The sequence below is a fragment of the Pseudomonas marginalis genome (assembly GCF_024169655.1).
GTDB classification, from domain to species: Bacteria; Pseudomonadota; Gammaproteobacteria; order Pseudomonadales; family Pseudomonadaceae; genus Aquipseudomonas; species Aquipseudomonas paraveronii.
Genome location: NZ_JALJWV010000001.1, coordinates 1907494 through 1931242 on the forward strand (window position 1 = coordinate 1907494; position 23749 = coordinate 1931242).

Consider the following 23749-nt stretch of genomic DNA (forward strand, 5'->3'; position numbering starts at 1 on the left):
TTGGCTGACACACCGCCATCGGGGGCAAGCCCCCTCCCACATTGAATGATCAGTGCTTGCTCTGGTCCTGCGGCATGGCCAGCAGTTGCTTTTCCTGGTTCCAGTCGAACGGTTCGTCGTTCTGTTCGGCTTCAAAGCGCCGCTCTTCCAGGGCCTGGTACAGGTCCAGTTCTTCGTCGGGCAGGATGACCTGGCTCATCATGTCCTGGCCCAGGTACTGGCTCTCGGTAGTGTGGGAGGGGGCTTGCCCCCGATAGCGGTGGATCAGTCATGCATGTACTGGCTGACACACCGCCATCGGGGGCAAGCCCCCTCCCACATTGAATGATCAGTGCTTGCTCTGGTCCTGCGGCATGGCCAGCAGCTGCTTTTCCTGGTTCCAGTCGAACGGTTCGTCGTTCTGTTCGGCTTCAAAGCGCCGCTCTTCCAGAGCCTGGTACAGGTCCAGTTCTTCGTCGGGCATGAAGTGCAGGCAATCGCCGCCGAAGAACCACAGCAGGTCGCGTGGCACCAGATGGGCAATTTGCGGGTAGCGCAGGATGACCTGGCTCATCATGTCCTGGCCCAGGTACTGGCTCTCGATCGGATCGATCGGCAGCAGGGCGCGCAGTTCATCGAAACGTTCCAGGAACAGCAGGTGGCTTTCCTCGGGCACCTGTTCGGCTTCGCCGACGGCAACCAGGATGCTGCGCAGGTGGTCGAGCAAGACGAGATGATCGGCAACGACGTTGGACACGAGATAAGTCCTCAAAGCAAAAACGGGCGCGAGAGTATATAGCCCAAGCGCCCGTAATTATATGGCCTGTGGGATCAGCGGACTTTACCCGCGGCCTGGGTCAGCTCTTCCTTGCTGAAATCATCCACGTCGATCACCTTGCGCCGTGCCGCTTCGGCATCACGCAGGCTTTGCGCTTCGGCCGGTTGCAGTACGCCTGCGTGCAGGGCAGCGTCGATCGCATGTTCGCCGGCAGCCGGTTTGACCTGGCCGCTTTTGAGGGCAGCGTGCAGTTTTTTCTGCAGCGGATGGCTGGCGCCGAGCAGGTCGCAGGCATGTTGCAGGGCGCCCACCGGGTCTTCCACCGCTTGCGGGCGGTAGCAGCCGGCGAGCATTTCTTCCAGGGTCGGGTCGCCTTTGGCGCGGCCCATAACGGCGGCCACTTCGGCATCCAGTGCATCGGACGGCCCGGTATGGCGACGCCCGAACGGAAACACGATGACTCGCAGCAAGCAGCCGAGCAGCTTGTTCGGGAAGTTGCTGAGCAGTTCATCCAGCGCGCGTTCCGATTCTCCCAGGCTTTCTTCCATGGCCCAGGTGAACAGCGGTTCCAGGTGATCCGGCGAATCCAGGTCGTGATAACGCTTGAGCGCCGCCGATGCCAGGTACAGATGGCTCAGCACATCGCCCAGGCGTGCCGACAGGCGTTCGCGGCGTTTCAACTCGCCGCCGAGCAGCATCATGCTCAGGTCGGCGAGCAGGGCGAATGCGGCAGCCTGGCGGTTCAATGCGCGAAAGTAAGCCTGGCTCAAGCGGTTGCCGGGGGCTTTTTCGAAGTGGCCGACACCCAGGTTAAGCACCAGGGTGCTGGCGGCGTTGCTCACGGCAAAACCGATGTGCTGCATGAGCAGGCTGTCGAATTCCTTGAGCGCCTGGTCGTGGTCTTCGCGACCGGCCAGGGCCATTTCCTTGAGCACGAAAGGGTGGCAACGGATCGCACCCTGGCCAAAGATCATCAGGTTGCGCGAGAGGATATTCGCGCCTTCCACGGTGATGAAGATCGGCGCGCCTTGCCAGCTACGGCCCAGGTAGTTGTTCGGGCCCATGATGATGCCCTTGCCGCCGTGGACATCCATGGCGTGGCTGATGCACTCGCGCCCGCGCTCGGTCAGGTGGTACTTGAGGATCGCCGACAGCACCGACGGCTTTTCGCCGAGGTCGACGGCGTTGGCCGTGAGCATGCGCGCGCTGTCCATCAGCCAGGCGTTGCCGCCGATGCGCGCGAGGGCTTCCTGAATACCTTCGAAGGCCGCCAGCGGGACGTTGAACTGTTCACGCACCTGGGCGTATTGGCCGGTCACCAGGCTGGTGAACTTGGCCGCGCCGGTGCCGACCGCCGGTAGGGAAATCGAGCGGCCGACCGACAGGCAGTTCATCAACATCATCCAGCCCTTGCCGAGCATGTCCTGGCCACCGATCAGGTAGTCCAGGGGGATGAACACGTCTTTGCCGGAGTTGGGCCCGTTCATGAACGCTGCGCCCAGCGGCAGGTGACGACGGCCGATGTGGACGCCGGGGGTGTCGGTGGGGATCAGCGCGAGGCTGATGCCCAGGTCTTCTTCTTCGCCCAGCAGGTGGTCCGGGTCATGCGCCTTGAACGCCAGGCCGAGCAGGGTCGCGACCGGGCCCAGGGTGATGTAGCGTTTTTCCCAGTTCAGGCGCAGGCCGAGGGTTTCCTTACCTTGCCATTCACCTTTGCAGATCACCCCGGTGTCGGGCATGGCGCCGGCGTCGGAGCCGGCCAGTGGGCCAGTCAGGGCGAAGCAGGGAATATCGTCGCCACGGGCCAGGCGCGGCAGGTAGTGGTTGCGTTGTGCATCGGTGCCGTAATGCAGCAGCAGCTCGGCGGGGCCGAGGGAGTTGGGGACCATCACGGTGGACGCCAGGTCACCGCTGCGCGTTGCGAGTTTCATCGCCACCTGGGAGTGGGCATAGGCGGAGAAGCCCTTGCCGCCATACTCCTTGGGAATGATCAGCGCGAAGAAACCGTGGGTCTTGATGTGTTCCCAGGCGGCGGGCGGCAGGTCCATGGCCTGGCCGATTTCCCAGTCGCTGACCATCGCGCACAGTTCTTCGGTAGGACCGTCGATAAACGCCTGTTCTTCTTCGGTCAAACGTACCTTGGGGTACGCCAGCAACTTGTCCCAATCGGGGCGGCCGCTGAACAGCTCGCCGTCCCACCAGACGGTGCCAGCGTCGATGGCATCGCGCTCGGTCTCGGACATGGGTGGCAAAACCTTCTGAAACCAACTGAACAGCGGTTTGGTGAAGTATTGGCGGCGCAGGTCGGGCAGCAGCAGGGGCGCGGCCACGATCGCAATCAACACCCAGAAGATCAGTAGCAGCCAACCCGGTGCGTGGCTCCAGGCGCCCATCGCCAGCAGGTAAACGGCGACCACGCCCAGGGCGGGCAGGGGCGCGGTGCGCCGGTGTGCCAAATAGGCAATGCCGACCACCAGAACCAATATCCACAACAACAACATATTCAATCCTCCATGAAACCAGGGGCGAAACCACCAAAGAGCTTAGTCGGCATCCGAGAAAGCGCGGTGATCAGGGTGTGGCGAGTTGCACTGGGAGCGCCTTGGGATCACCGATCACCAGGCGCTGGCATTTGGCCGAATCGTCGTTATCTCTGTGGCAGACCTGTCGTTAGACTTAAGGCTTCCCCCGGAGATCAAACGCATGGAAACCTACCTGAATCCCAGCCGCTTCATCGATAGTGACCACCCAGCGGTGGTGGAGTTCGCCGAAAAACATCGCGGTTCCAGCGCGAATTCAGGTGACCAGGCAGTCAGTCTTTATTACGCCGTGCGTGAGGCGGTGCGCTACAACCCCTACACCTTCAGCCGCGACCCCAACACCCTGAACGCCAGCTTCGCCCTGGCTGCCGGCCAGAGCTACTGCGTGCCCAAGGCCACCTTGCTCGCCGCCTGCGCGCGGCACTGCGGCATTGCGGCGCGCATCGGTTTGGCGGATGTGCGCAATCACCTGTCGACGCCACGCCTGATCGCATTGCTCAAAAGCGATGTGTTCGCCATGCACGGTTATACCGAGCTGTACCTGAACGGTCGCTGGGTCAAAGCCACGCCGGCGTTCAACCAGCAATTGTGCGAACTGTTCGATGTGCCGCCGCTGGCGTTCGATGGGATCAACGACAGTGTGTTCCACGCGTTCAATCGCCAGGGCCAGCGCTCGATGGAGTACGTGGTGGACCATGGGCAATTTGCGGATGTGCCCGAAGATTTCTTCTTTGCCCACCTCGAGAAATGTTACCCGCACCTGTTTGGCGAGCAGATGCCGAGCGTGCTGGGTGACATGCAGAGCGATTTAAGCCGCCCATGAACCGGCGTATGCTGCTGCGTTCATCAAGCCATGTTCATCAACAATAAGGCGCGGTCATGCTGAAGATCTGGGGGCGTAAAAATTCATCGAACGTCAGGAAAGTCCTGTGGTGCGCCGAGGAACTCGGCCTGGACTATGAGGCCATCGATGCGGGCGGCGCTTTTGGTGTGGTCGACACGCCGCAATACCGTGCATTGAACCCCAATGGCCGGGTGCCGATGATCGAAGACGGCGACTTCGTGCTGTGGGAATCCAACACCATCGTGCGTTACCTCTGCGCCAAGCAGGCGTCGAATTGGTACCCGAGCGATGTAAAGGCGCGGGCCAGCGCCGAAAAATGGATGGACTGGACCACCTCGACCCTCGCCGAGCCGTTCAAGGCGGTGTTCTGGGGCATGGTGCGCACCCCGGCGGAAAAGCGTAATTGGGACGCCATCAACGCCGGGCGCCAGGCCTGCATCGATGCGCTCGGCACCGTGGAGAAGGCGCTCGCCGCACAGCCCTACCTGTCGGGCGATGACATCGGCATGGGCGATATCCCCTTGGGCAGCTTTATTTACGCCTGGTTTGAAATGCCCATCGAACGGCCTGCGATGCCCAACCTAGAGGCCTGGTACCAGCGCCTGCAACAGCGGCCGGCTTACCGCAAAACGGTGATGACCGCGTTGACCTGATACTGACTATTAATACAGGTGACTGTACTTGTGCGGCGCGGGCAAGCACCATGCTCGTCTTGCGCCGCCGTTGAACGACGTGCGGTGTAGCCTCATCTATTGTTTCTATTCCCTTCTTTGGTGCGTATTCCGATATGAGTTCCGCTCTGTCCATCCGGCAGCTAACCAAAACCTACGGCAACGGTTTCCAGGCCCTGAGTGGTATCGATCTGGACGTTGCCGAAGGTGATTTCTTCGCCTTGCTCGGCCCCAACGGCGCCGGCAAATCCACGACCATCGGCATTCTCTCGACCCTGGTCAACAAGACCAGCGGCACGGTGAATATCTTCGGGCATGACTTGGACAAATCCCCGGCGGCGCTCAAGCGTTGCATCGGTGTGGTGCCCCAGGAATTCAACTTCAACCAGTTCGAAAAGACCTTCGACATCGTCGTGACCCAGGCCGGCTACTACGGCATCCCGTCGAAAATCGCCAAGGAACGCGCCGAGCAGTACTTGACCCAACTGGGCCTATGGGACAAGCGCGACGTGCCTTCGCGCTCGCTCTCCGGCGGCATGAAGCGACGCTTGATGATCGCCCGCGCGCTGGTTCACGAACCGCGCCTGCTGATCCTCGACGAGCCGACCGCCGGGGTGGATATCGAACTGCGTCGCTCGATGTGGACTTTCCTCACCGAGCTGAACCAGAAAGGCATCACCATCATCCTCACCACCCACTACCTGGAAGAGGCTGAGCAGCTGTGCCGCAACATCGGCATCATCGACCACGGCACCATTGTCCAGAACACCAGCATGCGCAACCTGCTGGGCCAGTTGCATGTGGAAACCTTCCTGCTCGACCTGAAGAACGAACGGTCGGCGCCGCCGCAACTGCTCGGCTATCCATGCCGCCTGGTGGACAGCCGCACCCTGGAAGTCCAGGTGGATAAAGCCATGGGCATCACCGCGCTGTTCGGCCAGTTGGCCACACAGAACGTCGAAGTGTTGAGCCTGCGTAACAAAACCAATCGCCTTGAGGAGTTGTTCGTGTCCCTGGTGGAAAAAAACCTGGCGAAGGTGGCGGTATGAGTTCTGAACTGCAACCCAACCTCATCGCCCTGCAAACCATCGTCTACCGCGAAGTGAAACGCTTTACCCGGATCTGGCCGCAGACCCTGCTGCCGCCGGCGATCACCATGGTCCTGTACTTCGTGATCTTCGGTAACCTGATCGGCCGGCAGATCGGTGGCATGGGCGGTTTCACCTACATGGAGTACATCGTGCCGGGCCTGATCATGATGTCGGTGATCACCAACTCCTACGGCAACGTGGTCTCGAGTTTCTTCGGTAGCAAGTTCCAGCGCTCCATCGAAGAACTGATGGTCTCGCCGGTCTCGCCGCACACCATTCTGATCGGCTACACCCTGGGCGGCGTGCTGCGTGGCTTGATGGTCGGCGTGATCGTGACCTTGTTGTCGCTGTTCTTCACCCAGCTGCAAGTGCATCACCTCGGCATCACGCTGGTGGTGGTGCTGCTGACGGCGACGATCTTCTCGTTGCTGGGCTTCATTAACGCGGTGTTTGCGCGCAACTTCGATGACATCTCGATCATCCCGACTTTCGTGCTGACGCCGCTGACCTACCTGGGCGGGGTGTTCTACTCCATCACCTTGCTGCCGCCGTTCTGGCAGACCGTATCGCTGGCCAACCCGGTGCTGCACATGGTCAATGCCTTCCGCTACGGCATCCTCGGGGTGTCGGATATCCGGATCAGCGTGGCGATCACCTTCATGGTCGTGGCCACGGCGGTGTTGTACATCGGTTGCGCACGGTTGCTGGTGAGCGGGCGCGGGATGCGCACGTAACACCGGATTGCACGCGGTAAAAAATGTGGGAGCGCGCTTGCTCGCGATAGCAGTGGATCAGTCAGCGATACAGTGACTGACCTCGCGCAATCGCGAGCAAGCCCGCTCCCACATTGGGTTCTGAGTGCAGTGTTTACCCCTGCAGCGCCAACTCGATCAGTGCGTGCAGCTCGTCCACCGCCAGCGGCGCGGTGGAGAATAGAATGCGAAACACCGTCGGCGCCGCCAGCAGGTTGACCAGGCGGTCCACGCTCGGCAGCGGTGTAGTGTTCGGGTAGCGCTCGACAATCGCTTGAAGCTGCCCGCTCAGGATGCTCACGCAATACCCTGGCGTCTGGCTGGATTGCACATCGCGCATCATGTTGCGCCCCGGCGCCGAACTCATCTCATCCAGGTATTGCTCGGCCCACGCCCGCAAGTCGCCGCGCAGGCTGCCGGTGTTGGCCGGCTCGCTGTCCGGGCGCATGCGCGCCAGGGCCACATCGGCGAGCAGTACGGAGAGGTCGCCCCAGCGGCGGTAGATGGTCGAAGGCGTGACACCCGCACGCGCCGCAATCATCGGCACAGTCACGCTGGAACGCTCATGGGCTTCCAGCAGTTCGCGCACCGCCGAATGGACGGATTCTTGTACCCGGGCACTACGGCCCCCCGGGCGGAGGCCTTCTTTTATCGCCATGCGTGTGACCTTAACACAAAGAATTTGCTTTAAGCGTCGGCCAGTAGCACACTCAGCAAAAGCAAAATATTAGCTTTAGCGGAGCGTGCCCATGTCCAGCCTCACTTCTCATCGTTCCAGCCTGGTGTTCCTGGCGATCACCTTGCTGACGTTCCTGGCGGCGTCCAGTGCGCCGACGCCGTTGTATCACCTGTACCAGGAAGGCCTGCATTTTTCCTCGGGCATGCTCACATTGATCTTCGGGGTTTACGCCTTGAGCTTGTTGGCGGCGCTGTTGACCGTGGGCTCGCTGTCGGATCACCTCGGGCGCAAGCCGGTGATTTTTGCCGCGCTGGTCCTGAATATGCTGGCGATGTTGCTGTTTATCAATGAGAGCGGCGTGGCCTGGCTGATCGCTGCGCGGACGCTGCAGGGGTTCGCCACCGGCATGGCCACCGCGGTGTTGGGCGCGGCTTTGCTCGACACCGACCGCCAGCAGGGGCCGCTGGTCAATAGCGTTGCGCCCTTGCTGGGCATGGCTTGTGGTGCGATGGGCAGCAGCCTGCTGGTGGAATTCGCGCCGCTGCCCACCCAGTTGATCTACTCGACGCTGCTCGCGCTGATGTTCGGGCAGGCCGTGTATGTGTGGCGCCTGCCGGAGACCGTCAGCCGCATCCCCGGCGCGCTGGCGTCATTGCGTCCGACCCTGCACGTGCCGCCGCAAGCGCGCCGCGCGTTATGGCTGTCGTTGCCGGTGGACGTGGCGGTGTGGGCCATGGGCGGCTTCTATCTGTCCCTGGCGCCGTCGCTGGTGCGGGCGGCGACTGGCTCGACTTCCAACCTGATCGGTGGCGGCTTGGTCGCGGTGTTGACCTTGAGCGGCGCGCTGATGATCTTCAGCCTGCGCAATCGCCCGGCCAATAAGGTCCTGCGGTTGGGCGCCAGCCTGCTGGCCGTTGGTGTGGCGCTGATCCTCGTGGCGGTCCACAGCGCCAGCCTGCCGCTGTTTTTCATTGCGACGTTGATCGCCGGCAGTGGTTTTGGCGCGGGCTTCCTCGGGGCCTTGCGCAGCGTGGTGCCGCTGGCCTTACCCCATGAGCGGGCGGGGTTGATGTCGGCATTTTATGTGCTGAGCTACCTGGCGTTCTGCCTGCCGTCTTTGCTGGCGGGCAATCTGATCCGCAGTTTTGGCCTCATCGCTACCACGGACGGCTACGGCGCCGTGCTGATCGTGCTGACCCTCGGCGCCCTGGCCGGGTTGCTGCGCCAGGACGTGCTGCGCGTCGGGTGCAAGGGCAGCGCCTGATGCTATATTGGTAAAATAGATAACAGTTAGAGATATTACCCGTTATATAGATATACGCTCAGGTTCTACCATGGCCTCAACCTCATGCGAGGAAGAGGATTGCCATCATGACCTGCTCGACCACCCTGAACTACAAACCCTTCAGCCACCTGACCCGACCGCGGGAAGTGATTCGCCAGTTCACCCCGAACTGGTTCGCCGCCACCATGGGCACCGGAGTGCTGGCGTTGGCCCTGGCGCAACTGCCGGTCAAACTGCCGGGTGTGTACGCCATCGCCGAAGGATTGTGGCTGTTCACCATCGGCCTGTTCATCCTGTTCAGCGCCTTGTATGCGGCGCGCTGGGTGATGTTTTTCGACGAGGCGCGGCGGATCTTCGGGCACTCTACGGTCTCGATGTTCTTCGGCACCATTCCCATGGGCCTGGCCACGCTGCTCAACGGTTTGCTGTTGTTCGGCCTGCCGCGCTGGGGCGCTGGCGTGGTGCCGCTGGCCGAAGCGCTGTGGTGGCTGGACGTGGCGATGGCAGTCGCCTGCGGCGTGCTGATCCCGTTCATGATGTTCACGCGCCAGGAACACAGTATCGACCAGATGACCGCCGTCTGGCTGTTGCCGGTGGTCGCCGCCGAAGTCGCCGCCGCCAGCGGTGGCCTGTTGGCGCCGCACCTGGCGGATGCTCACGGGCAATTGGTGATGCTGGCGACCAGCTACGTGCTGTGGGCATTTTCGCTGCCGGTGGCGTTCAGCATTCTGACCATCCTGATGCTGCGCATGGCCCTGCATAAGCTGCCCCACGCCAACATGGCCGCGTCGAGCTGGCTGGCGCTTGGCCCGATTGGCACCGGTGCCCTCGGTATGTTGCTGCTGGGCGGCGATGCGCCGGCGATCTTCACCGCCAATGGCTTGCCCGCTGTCGGTGAAATCGCCAACGGCCTGGGCCTGATAGCCGGTATCACCCTGTGGGGCTTCGGTTTGTGGTGGATGCTGATCGCGGTGCTGATCACCCTGCGTTACCTGCGCGCCGGTATCCCGTTCAACCTGGGCTGGTGGGGCTTCACTTTTCCGCTGGGGGTCTACGCCCTGGCCACGTTGAAGCTGGCGAGCGTGTTGCACCTGGGGTTCTTCAGCGTATTTGGCGGTGTGCTGGTGCTGGCGTTGGCGCTGATGTGGCTGATCGTCGCCAAACGCACGGTGCAGGGCGCCTATAAAGGTGAGCTTTTTGTTTCACCGTGTATTGCAGGATTAGCGAATAAGTAAGCGGGATTAGGTAAAGTCGTGGCCTGAAAAAAAACCAGGCCACGCAGGAACACGGACGATGAGCCACCCCTCACAATTCACCTTGCTGCGCACGCGGCGCTTTCTGCCGTTCTTCATTACCCAATTGCTGGGTGCCTTTAACGACAACATCTTCAAGCAATCGCTGATCCTGGCGATTCTCTACAAGTTGACCATCGACGGCGACCGCGCCATCTGGGTCAATCTGTGCGCCTTGTTGTTTATCCTGCCGTTCTTCCTGTTCTCGGCGCTGGCCGGGCAGTTTGGCGAGAAATTCAACAAGGACGCGTTGATCCGCGCGATCAAGGTCGGCGAGATCATGATCATGGCCGTCGGCGCCACGGGCTTTTTGTTCAATCATCTGGAACTGATGCTGCTGGCGCTGTTTGCCATGGGCACCCACTCGGCGCTGTTCGGCCCGGTGAAGTACTCGATCATGCCCCAAGCCCTGCACGAGGAAGAGCTGGTGGGCGGCAACGGTCTGGTGGAAATGGGCACGTTCCTGGCGATCCTGGCTGGCACCATCGGCGCGGGGATCATGATGTCGTCCACCAACTACGCGCCCGTGGTGGCGGTGGCGATTGTCGGCGTGGCGGTGTTGGGCTACCTGGCCAGCCGCAGCATTCCGCGGGCCGCAGCGTCTACGCCGCAACTGCGGCTGGACTGGAACATCTTCAGCCAGTCCTGGGCCACCCTGCGCCTGGGCCTGGGGCAGACCCCGGCGGTGTCGCGTTCGATCGTCGGCAACTCGTGGTTCTGGTTTGTCGGCGCGATCTACCTGACGCAGATCCCGGCCTACGCCAAGGAATGGTTGTACGGCGACGAAACCGTGGTGACCCTGATCCTCACGGTGTTCTCAGTGGGTATCGCGCTGGGTTCGATGCTCTGCGAAAAACTTTCCGGGCGTAAGGTGGAAATCGGCCTGGTGCCGTTCGGCTCCTTCGGCCTGACGGTGTTTGGCCTGCTGCTGTGGTGGCATTCCGGCGGCATGCCGCAGAACGTGCAGGCCAACGACTGGCTGGCGGTGCTCGGGTACGGCCAGGCCTGGTGGGTGTTGTTCGATATTCTGGGCCTGGGGGTGTTCGGCGGCTTCTATATCGTGCCGTTGTACGCGCTGATCCAGTCGCGCACCGCCGAGAACGAACGGGCGCGGGTGATCGCCGCCAACAATATTCTCAACGCGTTGTTCATGGTGGTCTCGGCGATTGTGTCGATCCTGCTGCTGAGCGTGGCCAAACTGTCGATCCCCGAACTGTTTCTGGTGGTGTCGCTGCTCAACGTCGCGGTCAACGCCTACATCTTCAAGATCGTCCCCGAGTTCACCATGCGTTTCATGATCTGGCTGCTCAGCCATTCCATGTACCGCGTCGAGCATCGCAACCTGGAGCTGATCCCGGACGAAGGCGCGGCCTTGCTGGTGTGCAACCACGTATCGTTCGTCGATGCGCTGTTGATTGCTGGCGCGGTGCGTCGGCCGATTCGCTTTGTCATGTACTACAAAATCTACCGCTTGCCGGTACTCAACTTTATCTTTCGCACCGCCGGGACGATTCCGATTGCCGGGCGCAATGAAGACATCCAGATCTACGAAAAAGCCTTCACACGGATTGCGCAGTACCTGAAGGACGGCGAGTTGGTGTGCATCTTCCCGGAAGGCAAGTTGACCGCCGATGGCGAGATGAACGAGTTCCGTGGCGGCGTGACGCGCATTCTGGAAGAGACGCCGGTGCCGGTGATTCCGATGGCGTTGCAGGGGTTGTGGGGGAGCTTTTTCAGCCGCGATCCTGACAAGGGCTTCTTTCATCGGATCTGGTCGCGGGTGGTGTTGGTGGCGGGTGAGCCTGTTGCGGTAGAGGCGGCGACACCTGCGCAGTTGCAGGCGGTGGTTGGTGTTCTGCGTGGGGGAGTCAGGTAGTTCTGTGCTGGAGGTACCGGCCTCATCGGGGGCAAGCCCCCTCCCACACTAGACCGCGCTCGTCAGAACAACTCGGTCAAATGTGGGAGGGGGCTTGCCCCCGATGGCGGTAGCGGCCTAAGCGCTGATCTTAAGCCCGACAAGCCCGCAAATGATCAACGCCACACTGGCCAGCCGGAACAACGCCATGGATTCCCCAAACAGGATAATCCCGGCGATCACCGTGCCCACTGCACCCACGCCGGTCCAGATGGCGTAGGCGGTGCCCAGCGGCAATTCCTTCATGGCCAGCCCCAGCAGGCCGAGGCTGATGGCCATGGCGGCAATCGTCAGGGCGGTGGGCAGTGGCTTGCTGAAACCGTCGGTGTACTTCAAACCGACGGCCCAGCCGACTTCAAACAGCCCGGCGAAAAACAGAATGATCCAGGACATGATGACCTCCCTCTCTAAAAGCGGGGTCGTCCCCTGATGTGTACGCGATAGCGTCGCGAGGTCGTCCCCGCGGCGCTCGGTAGAGTGCCGAAGATTGATCGGTCGATCAAGTTTTCGCGGTGTTCTCCAGTGCGCGGCGGTCTTGCTTTTCGCTCATGCGGCGGAAGTAAGTCGACAGCAGCGCCCCGGAAATATTGTGCCAGACGCTGAACAGCGCACTCGGCACCGCAGCCAGCGGTGAAAAATGCGCGCTGGCCAAGGCCGCGCCCAGCCCGGAGTTCTGCATGCCCACTTCCAGCGCCAGCGACTTGCGTTGCGCCAACGGCAGCTTGAACAGGCGGCCGGTGAAGTAGCCCAGCACGTAACCGAAGCTGTTGTGCAACATCACCACGGCCATGATCAGCAGGCCCGACTCGGCGATCTTCGCCTGGCTGGCGGCCACCACGGCGGCGACGATGATCACGATGCTGACCACCGACACCAGCGGCAGCACCTCCACCGCATGGCGGACCCGCTCGCCGAGCACGCGTTGTGCGACGACGCCGAGCACGATCGGCAACAGCACCACTTGCAGGATCGACCAGAACAACTCCATGAACGACACCGGCAGCCAGGCCGAAGCCAACAGCCAGATCAGCGCCGGGGTCAGTAGCGGGGCGAGGAGGGTGGTGACGGCGGCGATGGCCACCGACAGCGCCAGGTCGCCACGGGCCAGCCAGGTCATCACGTTGGACGAGGTGCCGCTTGGGCAGCAGCCGACCAGGATCACCCCGACGGCAATTTCGGGCGGCAGGTTGAAGGCCTGGCACAGCAACCAGGCCACGCCCGGCATGATTACAAAGTGCGCGACCACGCCCAGGGCCACACGCCACGGATGGCGGGCGACTTCGGCGAAGTCTTCGAGTTTGAGGGTCAGCCCCATGCCGAACATCACCAGGCCCAGCAGCGGGACGATGGCGCTTTTCAAGCCGATGAACCAGCCGGGTTCGAAGAAGGCCAGCACGGCAAAGATCAACACCCAATAGGCGAAGGTATTGCCGACGAAGCGGCTCAAGGCGGCGAGTGCGCGCATGGGGCGGTCCTTATTATTAGGTGTACGGAAAAACCATTGTAGGAGCGAGCTTGCTCGCGAAAATCGTCAACGATGACGCGGGCATGTTGAATGCACGCGGCGCGCTCAGGTTTTTCGCGAGCAAGCTCGCTCCTACAGTAAGGCGATAGTGCGCTTAGATACCCTGTGGGGTCTCTTCGCCGCCCAGTGCTTCGATCAGCGCCGGCAGGAATTCGCCGAAGGTCAGCATCATCAGGGTAAAGCTGGCGTCCAGTTGGCCCAGCGCTTCGTCGCCGCCGTCCTGTTCAGCCTGGTCCTGCAGCAGGTCTTCGAACTTCAGGCGCTTGACGGTCATCTTGTCGTCGAGCATGAAGGACAGCTTGTCCTGCCAGGCCAGCGACAGTTGGGTCACCACTTTGCCGGTGGTCAGGTGCAACTGGATTTCTTCGCCGGTCAGGTCCTGGCGCTTGCAGCGCACGATGCCGCCGTCTTCGTGGGTGTCGCGCAGTTCGCATTCGTCGAGGACGAAGAAGTCATCGGCCGGTTTCTGGGTGGTGACCCAGTCGGTCATGATCGCGGTTGGCGCGGTTTTCACGGTGAGTGGGCGCACCGGCAGGGTGCCGATCACTTCACGCAGGGTCGACAGCAGGTCTTCGGCGCGTTTCGGGCTGGCCGAGTTGACCAGGATCAGACCCTGTTTCGGCGCGATCGCGGCGAAGGTCGACGAGCGACGGATAAACGCGCGCGGCAGGAAGGCCTGGATGATTTCATCCTTGATCTGGTCCCGCTCCTTTTTATAGACCTTGCGCATTTGCTCGGCTTCGATCTCTTCGACTTTCTCTTTCAGTGCGTCACGCACCACGCTACCCGGCAGGATGCGTTCTTCCTTGCGCGCAGCGATCAGCAGGAAGTCACCGCTGACGTGAACCAGGGGAGCGTCTTCGCCTTTACCGAAAGGCGCGACGAAACCGTAAGTGGTCAACTCCTGGCTTGCACAAGGGCGCGCCAGTTTGGTGGCCATTGCAGTTTCCAACGCCTCGGCATCAACAGGCAGATCTTGGGTCAGGCGATAGATAAGCAGGTTCTTGAACCACATGGGGTGAGTCTCTCCTTTATACAAAGGGGGGCATTATTGTCTTGATAGCGGCTCAGGCCAACCCTGCCTAAGCCATTGGAAGGGCTGAAAAAAAAGATTTAAGAAAGTGCTTGCCAGACCTTGGGTCGCTCCGTAGAATGCGCGCCACACCGAAACGAAGGGTGATTAGCTCAGCTGGGAGAGCATCTGCCTTACAAGCAGAGGGTCGGCGGTTCGATCCCGTCATCACCCACCATTCGCTTCATGTGTTACGCGCAGCGGTAGTTCAGTCGGTTAGAATACCGGCCTGTCACGCCGGGGGTCGCGGGTTCGAGTCCCGTCCGCTGCGCCATATTCGGTCACCTGGAACGCTGAACGCCAGGTCACCACAGAAAGCCCGCTCATTGAGCGGGCTTTTTTTTGCCTGGGATTCAGCTCGGCGATCTCAAGGTCAGCTTATCGCCGTTTATTGGATCTAGAAGAAATCAGCAATCACCAAGATTTTTTCCGTGGCGAAAAGTGACTCATATATCGCTTCATGTGGAACTTCACGCGCTAACCAAGCGCTTGCGTTGTAGACCCGCGCCTTGTTGAAAAACACTAGGTGCGTCTCGTCTCCACGCTCAAACAGTTTGAATTGTTGCTCCTCCATGTCGGCGCAAAGCTCGTCGAATAGCGTGGGGTCTCTTTTTGACAGCGCGACGAGGATATCGGCCCTGTCCAGGCCGGCTTCACTGGCCGCCCATAAGACGATACGCGTTGCCACCTCCATTTTTTCGCTTGGGGTGCCAGCGTTCAAAGCGTGTTGGACATCGGGGTAGCTGGAGGCCAGGCGCGAAGCAATGGTCTTTTTTCTCGTGGCGCTCATGACTGACTCCCGATGACTTTTCTCGATGACTTCGCGTGCGTTCATCTACCCCGGCGATCTGTTCCCCTTTAGACAGGGTCCGGTTGACCGGCTGGCTTTCCGTCTACGGCCTGGCCGGCAAGAACGCGTGCGGCGATATAACCGAAGGTCATGCCGGGACCGAGTGTGATGCCGCCGCTGGGGTAATGGCCGTTCATGATGCTGTTCATATCATTGCCCACAGCGAACAGCCCCGGAATCGGCGTGCCGTGTTCGTCCAATGCGCGGGCATAGGCGTCGGTGTTCAGGCCGGCGAAGGTGCCGAGGCTGCCGGGCACCAGCTTCACCGCATAGAAGGGGCCTTTGTGCAGGCTGCCGAGGGACGGGTTCGGCCCGTGCAGAGCGTCGCCCTGTGCTCTGTTGTACAGCGATTCACCGCGCTGGAAGAGCGGGTCGTGACCTTGTTCCGCACCCAGATTGAAGGCGCTGACGGTCACTTCCAACTGTTGCGCATCGATGCCGCATTTGTGTGCCAGTTCGATCAACGTCGGCGCCTTGAACAGGTAGCCCGCGCGCACGTACTTTGCGGTCGGAAACGGAAAGGGTTTGGACCAGCCCAGGCCATAGCGACGTTGGGCGCGGTGATCGCAGATCAGCCAGGACATCGGCGTTTCTGCTGGCCCCGTGGCGTTAAACAGTGCGCACATGTAGTCGTGGTAGGAGTCAGCTTCGTTGACGAAGCGTCGGCCATCCTGGCGCACGGCAATGAAGCCGGGTTTGGCACGTTCCATCAGGTGCGGAAAACCGCTGAAACCACCGTCTTCGCGCGGCACCCGGGACACGGGTGCCCACGCGGCCGCATGGGCGAAGTCGGACGCCACGCAGGCCCCGACGCGCTCGCCCAGTCGCAGGCCATCGCCGGTATTGCCCTTGGGCGCTGCGCTCAAGTGTTCGGTGCCGTTGGGAGCCTGCTTGAACAGGCGGGCGATGCGCTGCTGGTCGTGGGGGAACCCACCGCAAGCGAGCACCACGCCACGTCGAGCGCGGATCTCGATCAGGCGCCCGGCAGATTCGACGCGAGCCCCGAGCACGCGCTCGCCGTCACGCAGCAGTTCGCGCACGGGCGTGTCAGTCAGCAGGCGCACCTTGCGATCCAGCGCGCTTTTGAGCAGCCGGGCAACCAGCGCGTTGCCGTTCACCAGGTGCAGACCACGGCCATGAAGCAGCAGGTCGCGGGCATGGCGTAACAGGCGCTTGCCGGCGTAGAGCAATGAGGACGGCGACTGGCGCGCGTTGAGAAAATGATTGAGGTCGGCACCGCCGGCGATGCCCATTCCTGCCAGGCTGATCACGTCGAGCGGGCGTCGGAGTTTATTGATCCAAGGGCCGAGGCGACGACCGTCGAACGGTTGCGCACAGACCGAACGGCCGCCTTTTGCGTAACCTTCGCTGGCGTGAAAATCAGGCATTTTACTGCCGGAGAAAAACTGCACCTCGGTGTGGCGTTGAAAAAAATCGACCATCTGCGGGCCTTGTGCGAGGAACATCTCCACGCGCGGGTCGAGCACTTCGCTGCGCAGTTCATGGCGCAGGTAAATCCGCGATTGTTCCAGGTCTTCAACGATACCGTCGGCGACGGCCAATGGGTTGCGCGGAATCCACAGCCAACCGCCCGACCAGGCGCTGGTGCCGCCTAACTGCGGCTCCTTCTCCACCACGATGACGTCGAGGTTCAGGTGCGCGGCGGTCACCGCCGTTGCCAGGCCGGAGGCGCCGGAGCCGACGACCAGAACATCACACAGTAGGGGAGCGTTGATGGGCATAGGCATTACCGCGAGAAGAAATGAGGTTGGCCGCTCCCGATCAGAAGCGGCGCAACGCTGCGATGGGGTTATTTGAGCGGCGAAAAATCGGTCGGACGCAGCAGCCGTGATTCCAGCGTCACCACGGCGTCCAGTTCCTTGTTCTGCCGTGCGAAGTCCTGCCAGCGGGGATCGGCCGCCATGGCATTGCGGCGGGTCATGCGCTCGTCAAGGCTGGCGTAGCCCCAGATGTGCACCACTTGATTGACTTCACCGATTTCGGTGGTGAAAAAGCCGACCAGATTGCCCAAGTGCTCTTGCTGCACGGCTAAGGCGGCGCTTTTGTACAGGGCCAGCCAGTCGCCGAGCTTGGTGGGTTTAATCGTGTAGGTGCGCAGTTCGTAATACATGCTGTTCTCCAGTGTGGGATGGGTGTGCGCGGCTGTGGTCGAGCCGCTGAGCGATATCGCTGGCGGCGAGGTAACCGAACGTGATGCCTGGGCCGAGGGTGATACCGGGGCCGGGGTAAGTGCCGTCCATGATCGAATTCATTTCGTTGCCCGCCGCGTAGAGGCCGGGGATCGGTGCGCCGCTGCGATCCAGCACGTTGGCCTGGGCGTTGGTGACCAGGCCGCGTGCCGAACCGAGGTCGCCGGTAAATAAACACACGGCGTAGAAGGGCGCCTTGCGCAGGGCTTTCAGGCAGGGATTGGGCTGATGCAGCGGGTCACCCATGTAGCGGTTGTAGGCCGTACTGCCCTTGCCGAATTGGCGGTCGACGCCTTGATCGGCATCCGCGTTGTACTGCGCCACGGTCTGCTCCAGCGTGTTCGCCTCCAGGCCGGCGATGAGTGCCAATTCGCCGAGGCTGTCGGCACGCAGCAGATAACCGGCGTCGATCAGTGCGCTGTTGTCGACGGGGCGCGGACGCGCCAGGCCCATGCCGTAGCTGTTCATCGCTTCGCTGTCACAGATCAGCCAGCAGGGCGCATTGGCGCCGCCATTGGCGAACATGGCTTCGACGAAACAGTGATAGGAGTTGGATTCATTAACGAAACGCCGCCCGGCCCGGTTGACCGCAATAACGCCGGGTTTGGCGCGGTCGGTGACCAGATGCGGAAAGCGCTCCACGCTGCCGTCGCTCTTGTGCAGCACCGAAACCGGGGCCCAGAAGAAATTCGCCGCCAGGTTGTCGCCGATTGCCGCGTTGACCGAGGCCGCCAGGCGTTGCCCGTCACCGACGTTGGCCGGCGGCGACATGCTCCAGTGCTCCGAATCAGTCGATGGCCGCTGTTCGGCGGCGTGTGCGCTTGCGGCAAACCCCCCCATGGCCAGCACCACACCGCCACGCGCGAACACGGAATGAGTTGTTCCGCGCCTGGAAATCTGCACGCCCTTGACCGAACCCTGTTCAACGATCAAGGCCTCGGGGGTTGCTTGCAGCCACAGGTCGACACCCTTGGCCAGCGCAGTGGTGGCCAGGCGTGCGATCAAGGCATTGCCCACGGTCAGGCGGGTGCCGCGTGGATGGTTGAGGCGGTCGACGGCGTAACGTCCTATCAGTTTAAGGCAGTGCCAGAGGGATTTGGGCGAACGCTTGAAGCTGAGGAAGTGCTGGATATCGACACGATTGACCATCATGCCGCCGAAAAGCAGCATGCCGTCCGGCGGGCGTTTGAGGTCTTTGAAATGCTCACCGAGGTGGCGGCCGTCGTACTCGTCGATTTCCAGCGCGCGACCTGTTTGCGTGCCACCCGGCAAGTCCGGGTAATAGTCGGGCGACAACGGTCGCAGGCTGTACTTGAGTTCGCTGTGGGTTTCCAGGTAACGCAGGGCTTCACGGCCGTGTTCGATGAAGGCATCGATCAATGGCGGGTTGTAGCCGCTGCCGATCACCTCTTTCAGATAACGGCGCATCTGTTCGGCAGGCAGGCAATGCCCGGCGGCTCGGGCCTGGTCGGTGTCGTGCAGCCACACCGCACCACCGGAAATCGCCGACGTACCGCCGAAGGCCTCGGTCTTTTCCACCAACAACACCTTGAGGCCGCGGCAACTGGCAGTCACCGCTGCGGCGAATCCGGCCGCGCCGCTGCCCAGGACAATCACGTCATAGGTCAGCTCGGCATGGGCGGAGGGCAGGGAAGTCTTCGTGTTCATTATTGTTATCGCCTGTTAAGGACGCCCCCGGAGAGTCAGATCTCCAGCGGCGTCACGCCCATGAAGTGACCGAGGTTGCCCAACTGCGCCAACGCCATTTCCGGCCCGGTCTGGATCGGGCAGCCGAGGCGTCGGGCCATGGCGAGAAACGGGGTCACCGCCGGCGATGTCACGACATCCGCCACCAGGGTTTTGCCGTTCAGGGTTTCCATCAGCGCAGTCGGCAACGGCATCGGGCCGTTGTCATTGGTTGCACTCATGCCGACGGGCGAGGCGTTGACGACCAGGTCGAAATGCTCGAGCGACGCCGGGCTGGCGCTGATCACAATCTGCGGGAAGGCACTGCGTAGAAGGTCGCCGAGCACCTCGACGCGCGCGTCGTTGATGTCGCTGATGACCAAATGGCTGACCCCGGCCTGGCACAACGAATACGCAATCGCGCTGCCGACGCCGCCGGTACCGATCACCAGAACCTGTTGGTCCTTGGGGTTGAAACCGTGTTTGCGCGCAGCGTTGAGAAAGCCTTCGCCGTCGACGATATCGCCCACCAGTCGACCGTCGGTCTCGCGGCGGATCACATTGACCGAGCACAGCGCCGCCGAGCGTTCACTGACGCCGTCCAGGCGGCTGGCCAGCAGTTGCTTGTAAGGAACGGTGACCACGCATCCGCGCAGGTTTTGCCAGCCGCGCAGGGTCTGGACGAAATCATCCAGGGCGCTCTGTGCAAGGTCGATGGCAAGCATGGCGACGTTCTGCTGGTGGTCGGCGAACCAGCGATTGAAGTTTTCCGGCGATTTCACCTGGGCTACAGGTGAGCCGACGATGGCGACCAGTTCAGTCGAACCCTGAATCATGGGAGGTACCCGCTTATTAGCTGTGTTGTGCCGCTGATACTGCAAGCGGTGAAGGCAGCGAACAATCGAGCTTGTGAGGGATTAGGTTGATAATCGCAGTGTCAGTGCGATAATCGCAGTCTATGCGCGATAAAGAATCCGAGTGATGAAAAAACCCACCATCCACCCGCGGGATTTGATCGTCGGCCTGCAAAAAGGCCTGGCGCTGCTGCAGTTGTTTTCCCAGGAGCATCCGCGCCTGAGCGTGCCGCAAGTGGCGCGCATGGCCGATATGACCCAAAGCGCCGCGCGGCGTTTTTTGCTGACCTTGGTGCATGACGACTTTGCGCAGACCGATGGCCGCCATTACTGGCTGACCGCGAAGGCCTTGCGTATTGGCCAGGCTTACGTCGATTCCGCGATACTGCCGCGCATGCTGCGGCCCATCGTCGAGCAGGTGGCGCGGACCACCCAGGAGCATGTGTCGGTGGGTGTTCGCGACGGTGATGACATTGTGCATGTGGTGCGCAGTCGCTATAGCCACATCACCTCGATGTCGATTCGTCCCGGTTCACGGGTGCCGATGTATTGCACCGGCAGCGGACGGCTGTGGTTGGCGAGTTTTTCGCCAGAGGCGCTGTGCGCTTACTTCCAACGCAACCCGCCTCGAGCCATCACGCCTTATACGCTCACCGACGAAGCCCTGATCCGCCGCGAAATCGCCCTGGCGGGCGAGCGTGGTTACGTGATGGTGGATCAGGAATATGAAGTGGGCATGCGGGTGCTGAGCGTGCCGCTGCTGGATCGGGAAGGGCAATTGCAGGCAACGCTGACGCTGACGACTCACGCGTCGCGCATGACGGTTGAGGACATGCGCGAGCGGTATCTGTCGCCACTGTACGAAGGGCAGGCGCTGCTGCGGCCGATCATGACACTTTGAATGTCAGAACAGGCTTCAGTTGAACGGCGTTACGCGACGTCCTGGGCGTTCGAACTCGCATCGGTTGAATGCTGCGCAGCGGCCGCATGAAGCCCGGCGATATAGCCGAACGTCATGGCCGGCCCGAGGTTGATCCCACCGGAAGGGTAGTAACCGCCCATGACGCTCGCCATGTCGGTGCCGACTGCGTAGAGCCCGGTGATGGCGGCTCCACTGCGGTCCACTACCTGGGCATGGCCATTGGTCTTGAGGCCCGCGAATGTGCCGAAGCTGCCAGGGCGGACCTTCACGGCATAGAACGGGCCGTGTTCGATCGGGGCCACACAGGGGTTGCCTTCGGTAATGAGGGGATCGCCTTGTTTGCGGTTGTAAGGCGTGGAGCCACGACCGAACGCAGGGTCCTGACCGTTGCGGGCGTGCTCGTTGAAGTTGCGTACCGTTTCAGACAACCCCGCCGGATCGATACCGCAGGCTTCGGCCAGCGCGTGGATGGATGCGGCGCGGTGTAAATACCCACTGCGTACCGACGGCCCCACCGGCAGCGGGAACGGCCGCGAATGACCCAGCCCGAAGCGGCGCTGGAAGCGGTGATCGCAGATCAGCCAGGACGCCACTTCTTCACCTTCAGGCGCCGCGGTCATCATGGCCGCGGTGTAATCGTAGTAGCCGTCGGCTTCGTTGACGAAGCGCTTGCCGGTGGACAGCACGCCAATCAGGCCGGGTTTGGCGCGGTCGATGATGTGGGGGAAATGCCCCGTGCTGCCGTCCGCGTGCGGGACCAACGAAACCGGGGCCCATGCGGCGGGTGATGCAACGTCTACCTCCAGCACGCCGCCGGCAGATTCGCCCAGTGAAATGCCATCGCCCGAACAATCGACAGGGGGCAAGGCCAGGTGGTCGTTGTCTGTCGGCGTGCGCGGGAAAAGCGCCTTGCGCCGACGCATGTCGTTGGGGAAACCACCGGCTGCCAACACGACGCCTCGGGTGGCATAGATGTGCGTGGTGCCGTCGGGCGTGTCGACGATAGCCCCCAAGACGGTGCCTTGATCCAGGATCAATTGGCGAGCGGGGGCGGACTCGATCAGCGTCACGCCGCGATCGATCGCCGATTTGGCCAGGCGTGCGACCAACGCCTGGCCGTTGACCAAGTGCATGGCCCGACCGTGGAGGGCCAGATCTCGCAGGTGGCGTAGAAAACGCTTGCTGACATGGATAAAGGATTTGAGCGATTGGGTCATGCTCAAAAAGGCCGCCAGATCAGGCCCGGCCATGATCGGCATGCCGAGAAAAGACGTCTCTCTCATGGGTTTGCGCATGCGTCGGATCAACCGCCCCATGTTTCTCGCATCGTAGGGCGCCGCGATCACCTGATGGCCTTGAACGGCGGCGCCGGGAACATGCCCATGAATGTCGGGGATGCCGTTGCCATCGACCCATTTTAACGCGGTGTTTTCTTCAAAAAACGCCACCATCCGTGGCGCATTGTCCAGAAAAGCATCGACCCGTTCGGCGTTGTAGCGTGAACCCAGTTCATTCTTCAAATAGGTGCGCGGTTGCTGTGGATCTTCATCAATACCCGCGCGCTTGGCCAATGGATTGCCGGGAACCCACAGCCATCCACCCGACCATGCTGTCGCGCCGCCGAATGTTGCATGCTTTTCCACCACGATGACCTTAAGGCCCTGGGACGCGGCGGTCACGGCGGCGGCAAGGCCGGAAGCGCCGGAGCCGATCACTAACAGATCACAATCGAGACGTCTTGACCTGGGGTTGTTCTGGGTGTTCACACTGAGTCACCTTGACTGATATTAATTGCGGTGAGCCCTGGACTCATCAGGGCGGGAGACCCCGGAATCAACTGCTGGATTTCTGCTACGGCAGCGATGAGTGACGGGGCGATTTGATGCAGCCGCGCTTCGGAAAGCCGGAAAACCGGGCCCGCAACACTGACCACCCCAATCACCTTGCGGCTGATTGGGTGAAACAGGGGGACAGCGATGGCTGACATCCAGTCGGCAAATGTCTGAATGGCCATCGCATAGCCGAGGGTCCGTGCCGATTCGATTCTTGGCAGCAATGCCTCAACGGTTTGCGGGGCAGAGGGGCCATAGTCCTGGACCAGACCGAAGCCCTGTCGACCGACCAGCGCCAACGCCTGCTCGTTATCCATGCTTGCCAACCACGCATAGCCGCTCGCGGAGCATGAGAGCTTGGCCGCCATGCCCATGTCCGGGTCATAACGCAGCCCGGAGCGTGCGCCTTGCGCACGCGCAACCCATGTCAGGCGATCCTCGTCCACCACGGACAACCGCACCAGCTCACCGACGTCTGCCGCCAGACGATTGAGCACCGGCTGCACCGCATCAACCGTGCCGTCGGCGCTCAGGTGGGTGAAGGCGAGGACCTGCAACTTGGAGGTCAGCACATACGTGCCACGTTCCTGCTCCTGGCGTGCATAGCCGGTTTCACACAAGGTGTTCAGCAGACGATGGGTTGCGCTTCGAGGGATGCGCAGCTGTTCCGCAATCGCGGTCAGGGGAATCCCTTCACCGCTGTTGGCCAGCATTTCCAGAATGGCCAGACCACGGTCAAAGCGCCCTACATAACTGCTTTCGGTGTGACTCGCTGCGCTTGGCATAACCTGGCTCCTCATTGGTTTTGTGACGCCCGTCGTTTCGCTGGAATTGGTTTTTGGTAATTCTGGAAAACTATTCCAGTTCCAGCGGCAGTGTCAATTCGCCCCGTTGCGCCGACAGGGCGCAAGTCCCGGATTACGGGGGCTTCGGGGGGGAGTCTTATTTAGTGTTCGGTTTTTAAGGAAGAAT

Annotated in this window: 21 protein-coding genes, 2 tRNA genes and 1 pseudogene; 10 read left to right on the forward strand and 14 right to left on the reverse strand. The window is 61.6% G+C overall.

Features of this window, described 5'->3' with window-relative positions:
• Positions 1–49 precede the first annotated feature (49 nt).
• From J2Y83_RS08655 to J2Y83_RS08665, 3 genes and pseudogenes are all read right to left on the reverse strand, one after another.
• Positions 50–247: pseudogene (locus J2Y83_RS08655) on the reverse strand (PA2817 family protein); the annotation flags it as partial.
• Between the two features lie 81 nt (positions 248–328).
• Positions 329–736, reverse strand: a complete 408-nt coding sequence (locus J2Y83_RS08660) for a PA2817 family protein (protein WP_017846829.1) — start codon at positions 734–736, stop codon at positions 329–331.
• Positions 737–810: 74 nt separating this feature from the next.
• On the reverse strand, positions 811–3258 hold the full coding sequence (locus J2Y83_RS08665; RefSeq protein WP_253394499.1) for an acyl-CoA dehydrogenase: 2448 nt from the start codon (positions 3256–3258) through the stop codon (positions 811–813).
• Positions 3259–3460: 202 nt separating this feature from the next.
• Between J2Y83_RS08665 and J2Y83_RS08670 the strand changes: the two genes are divergently transcribed.
• The 4 genes from J2Y83_RS08670 to J2Y83_RS08685 all read left to right on the forward strand — a co-directional run bounded on the left by J2Y83_RS08670 (position 3461) and on the right by J2Y83_RS08685 (position 6637).
• The gene (locus tag J2Y83_RS08670) at positions 3461–4120 is read left to right on the forward strand and encodes a transglutaminase-like domain-containing protein (RefSeq protein ID WP_253394502.1); all 660 of its coding nucleotides are present in this window, start codon (positions 3461–3463) and stop codon (positions 4118–4120) included.
• Positions 4121–4176: 56 nt separating this feature from the next.
• Entirely contained in the window at positions 4177–4794 is a 618-nt protein-coding gene (locus J2Y83_RS08675; protein WP_253394504.1) for a glutathione S-transferase family protein, read from the forward strand.
• Positions 4795–4928: 134 nt separating this feature from the next.
• Complete coding sequence (locus J2Y83_RS08680) at positions 4929–5861, forward strand: ABC transporter ATP-binding protein (RefSeq protein WP_253394506.1); 933 nt, start codon at positions 4929–4931, stop codon at positions 5859–5861.
• A complete protein-coding gene (locus J2Y83_RS08685) occupies positions 5858–6637 on the forward strand; it encodes an ABC transporter permease (RefSeq protein ID WP_253394508.1) in 780 nt (259 codons plus the stop codon). The genes J2Y83_RS08680 and J2Y83_RS08685 overlap by 4 nt, the downstream gene beginning before the upstream one ends.
• Before the next feature lie 133 nt (positions 6638–6770).
• Here J2Y83_RS08685 and J2Y83_RS08690 read toward each other — a convergent pair whose 3' ends face one another.
• Complete coding sequence (locus J2Y83_RS08690; protein WP_253394510.1) at positions 6771–7313, reverse strand: TetR/AcrR family transcriptional regulator; 543 nt, start codon at positions 7311–7313, stop codon at positions 6771–6773.
• A 91-nt stretch (positions 7314–7404) separates the two neighbouring features.
• Between J2Y83_RS08690 and J2Y83_RS08695 the strand changes: the two genes are divergently transcribed.
• The 3 genes from J2Y83_RS08695 (at position 7405) to J2Y83_RS08705 (ending at position 11787) form a co-directional block, all read left to right on the forward strand.
• A complete protein-coding gene (locus J2Y83_RS08695; RefSeq protein WP_253394512.1) occupies positions 7405–8598 on the forward strand; it encodes an MFS transporter in 1194 nt (397 codons plus the stop codon).
• A 107-nt stretch (positions 8599–8705) separates the two neighbouring features.
• A complete protein-coding gene (locus J2Y83_RS08700; protein ID WP_253394514.1) occupies positions 8706–9854 on the forward strand; it encodes a TDT family transporter in 1149 nt (382 codons plus the stop codon).
• Between the two features lie 58 nt (positions 9855–9912).
• On the forward strand, positions 9913–11787 hold the full coding sequence (locus tag J2Y83_RS08705) for an MFS transporter (protein WP_253394516.1): 1875 nt from the start codon (positions 9913–9915) through the stop codon (positions 11785–11787).
• A gap of 117 nt (positions 11788–11904) precedes the next feature.
• Here J2Y83_RS08705 and sugE read toward each other — a convergent pair whose 3' ends face one another.
• The 3 genes from sugE to rdgC form a co-directional block, all read right to left on the reverse strand.
• On the reverse strand, positions 11905–12219 hold the full coding sequence (gene sugE / locus J2Y83_RS08710) for a quaternary ammonium compound efflux SMR transporter SugE (protein ID WP_017136389.1): 315 nt from the start codon (positions 12217–12219) through the stop codon (positions 11905–11907).
• Positions 12220–12325: 106 nt separating this feature from the next.
• The gene (locus tag J2Y83_RS08715; protein WP_253394518.1) at positions 12326–13291 is read right to left on the reverse strand and encodes a bile acid:sodium symporter family protein; all 966 of its coding nucleotides are present in this window, start codon (positions 13289–13291) and stop codon (positions 12326–12328) included.
• 154 nt (positions 13292–13445) lie between these two features.
• Positions 13446–14366, reverse strand: a complete 921-nt coding sequence (gene rdgC / locus J2Y83_RS08720; protein WP_247405496.1) for a recombination-associated protein RdgC — start codon at positions 14364–14366, stop codon at positions 13446–13448.
• 159 nt (positions 14367–14525) lie between these two features.
• Between rdgC and J2Y83_RS08725 the strand changes: the two genes are divergently transcribed.
• A tRNA-Val gene (locus J2Y83_RS08725) sits at positions 14526–14601 on the forward strand.
• Positions 14602–14620: 19 nt separating this feature from the next.
• A tRNA-Asp gene (locus tag J2Y83_RS08730) sits at positions 14621–14697 on the forward strand.
• 123 nt (positions 14698–14820) lie between these two features.
• Here the strand turns inward: J2Y83_RS08730 and J2Y83_RS08735 are convergent.
• The 5 genes from J2Y83_RS08735 to J2Y83_RS08755 form a co-directional block, all read right to left on the reverse strand.
• On the reverse strand, positions 14821–15213 hold the full coding sequence (locus tag J2Y83_RS08735; RefSeq protein ID WP_169864037.1) for a hypothetical protein: 393 nt from the start codon (positions 15211–15213) through the stop codon (positions 14821–14823).
• Positions 15214–15281: 68 nt separating this feature from the next.
• Positions 15282–17015 carry an FAD-dependent oxidoreductase gene (locus J2Y83_RS08740; RefSeq protein ID WP_253394520.1) on the reverse strand — a complete coding sequence of 578 codons (1734 nt, stop codon included), beginning with the start codon at positions 17013–17015 and terminating at the stop codon, positions 15282–15284.
• 68 nt (positions 17016–17083) lie between these two features.
• Positions 17084–17404 carry an NIPSNAP family protein gene (locus tag J2Y83_RS08745; RefSeq protein WP_079443204.1) on the reverse strand — a complete coding sequence of 107 codons (321 nt, stop codon included), beginning with the start codon at positions 17402–17404 and terminating at the stop codon, positions 17084–17086.
• Positions 17373–19151 carry an FAD-dependent oxidoreductase gene (locus J2Y83_RS08750; RefSeq protein ID WP_079443205.1) on the reverse strand — a complete coding sequence of 593 codons (1779 nt, stop codon included), beginning with the start codon at positions 19149–19151 and terminating at the stop codon, positions 17373–17375. Before J2Y83_RS08750 ends, J2Y83_RS08745 begins: the two co-directional genes overlap by 32 nt.
• Before the next feature lie 35 nt (positions 19152–19186).
• Complete coding sequence (locus tag J2Y83_RS08755) at positions 19187–20005, reverse strand: shikimate dehydrogenase family protein (RefSeq protein WP_079443206.1); 819 nt, start codon at positions 20003–20005, stop codon at positions 19187–19189.
• 145 nt (positions 20006–20150) lie between these two features.
• Here J2Y83_RS08755 and J2Y83_RS08760 point away from each other — a divergent pair, with 145 nt between their 5' ends.
• Positions 20151–20924: an IclR family transcriptional regulator domain-containing protein gene (locus J2Y83_RS08760; protein WP_169864044.1), complete on the forward strand. Its 774-nt coding sequence runs from the start codon at positions 20151–20153 to the stop codon at positions 20922–20924.
• Between the two features lie 29 nt (positions 20925–20953).
• Here the strand turns inward: J2Y83_RS08760 and J2Y83_RS08765 are convergent, their stop codons facing one another.
• Together J2Y83_RS08765 and J2Y83_RS08770 are read right to left on the reverse strand one after the other, a co-directional pair.
• Positions 20954–22711: an FAD-dependent oxidoreductase gene (locus tag J2Y83_RS08765; RefSeq protein WP_253394522.1), complete on the reverse strand. Its 1758-nt coding sequence runs from the start codon at positions 22709–22711 to the stop codon at positions 20954–20956.
• Entirely contained in the window at positions 22708–23562 is an 855-nt protein-coding gene (locus tag J2Y83_RS08770; protein ID WP_079443209.1) for an IclR family transcriptional regulator, read from the reverse strand. The genes J2Y83_RS08765 and J2Y83_RS08770 overlap by 4 nt, the downstream gene beginning before the upstream one ends.
• Positions 23563–23749: the final 187 nt, after the last annotated feature.

Excerpts from the sequence above, each read along its gene's own strand:
- J2Y83_RS08665 (WP_253394499.1), bottom strand. The coding sequence starts at position 3,258 with ATGTTGTTGTTGTGGATATTGGTTCTGGTGGTCGGCATTGCCTATTTG.
- J2Y83_RS08670 (WP_253394502.1), top strand. The coding sequence starts at position 3,461 with ATGGAAACCTACCTGAATCCCAGCCGCTTCATCGATAGTGACCACCCA.
- J2Y83_RS08675 (WP_253394504.1), top strand. The coding sequence starts at position 4,177 with ATGCTGAAGATCTGGGGGCGTAAAAATTCATCGAACGTCAGGAAAGTC.
- J2Y83_RS08680 (WP_253394506.1), top strand. The coding sequence starts at position 4,929 with ATGAGTTCCGCTCTGTCCATCCGGCAGCTAACCAAAACCTACGGCAAC.
- J2Y83_RS08685 (WP_253394508.1), top strand. The coding sequence starts at position 5,858 with ATGAGTTCTGAACTGCAACCCAACCTCATCGCCCTGCAAACCATCGTC.
- J2Y83_RS08690 (WP_253394510.1), bottom strand. The coding sequence starts at position 7,313 with ATGGCGATAAAAGAAGGCCTCCGCCCGGGGGGCCGTAGTGCCCGGGTA.
- J2Y83_RS08695 (WP_253394512.1), top strand. The coding sequence starts at position 7,405 with ATGTCCAGCCTCACTTCTCATCGTTCCAGCCTGGTGTTCCTGGCGATC.
- J2Y83_RS08700 (WP_253394514.1), top strand. The coding sequence starts at position 8,706 with ATGACCTGCTCGACCACCCTGAACTACAAACCCTTCAGCCACCTGACC.
- J2Y83_RS08705 (WP_253394516.1), top strand. The coding sequence starts at position 9,913 with ATGAGCCACCCCTCACAATTCACCTTGCTGCGCACGCGGCGCTTTCTG.
- sugE (WP_017136389.1), bottom strand. The coding sequence starts at position 12,219 with ATGTCCTGGATCATTCTGTTTTTCGCCGGGCTGTTTGAAGTCGGCTGG.
- J2Y83_RS08715 (WP_253394518.1), bottom strand. The coding sequence starts at position 13,291 with ATGCGCGCACTCGCCGCCTTGAGCCGCTTCGTCGGCAATACCTTCGCC.
- rdgC (WP_247405496.1), bottom strand. The coding sequence starts at position 14,366 with ATGTGGTTCAAGAACCTGCTTATCTATCGCCTGACCCAAGATCTGCCT.
- J2Y83_RS08735 (WP_169864037.1), bottom strand. The coding sequence starts at position 15,213 with ATGAGCGCCACGAGAAAAAAGACCATTGCTTCGCGCCTGGCCTCCAGC.
- J2Y83_RS08740 (WP_253394520.1), bottom strand. The coding sequence starts at position 17,015 with ATGCCCATCAACGCTCCCCTACTGTGTGATGTTCTGGTCGTCGGCTCC.
- J2Y83_RS08745 (WP_079443204.1), bottom strand. The coding sequence starts at position 17,404 with ATGTATTACGAACTGCGCACCTACACGATTAAACCCACCAAGCTCGGC.
- J2Y83_RS08750 (WP_079443205.1), bottom strand. The coding sequence starts at position 19,151 with ATGAACACGAAGACTTCCCTGCCCTCCGCCCATGCCGAGCTGACCTAT.
- J2Y83_RS08755 (WP_079443206.1), bottom strand. The coding sequence starts at position 20,005 with ATGATTCAGGGTTCGACTGAACTGGTCGCCATCGTCGGCTCACCTGTA.
- J2Y83_RS08760 (WP_169864044.1), top strand. The coding sequence starts at position 20,151 with ATGAAAAAACCCACCATCCACCCGCGGGATTTGATCGTCGGCCTGCAA.
- J2Y83_RS08770 (WP_079443209.1), bottom strand. The coding sequence starts at position 23,562 with ATGCCAAGCGCAGCGAGTCACACCGAAAGCAGTTATGTAGGGCGCTTT.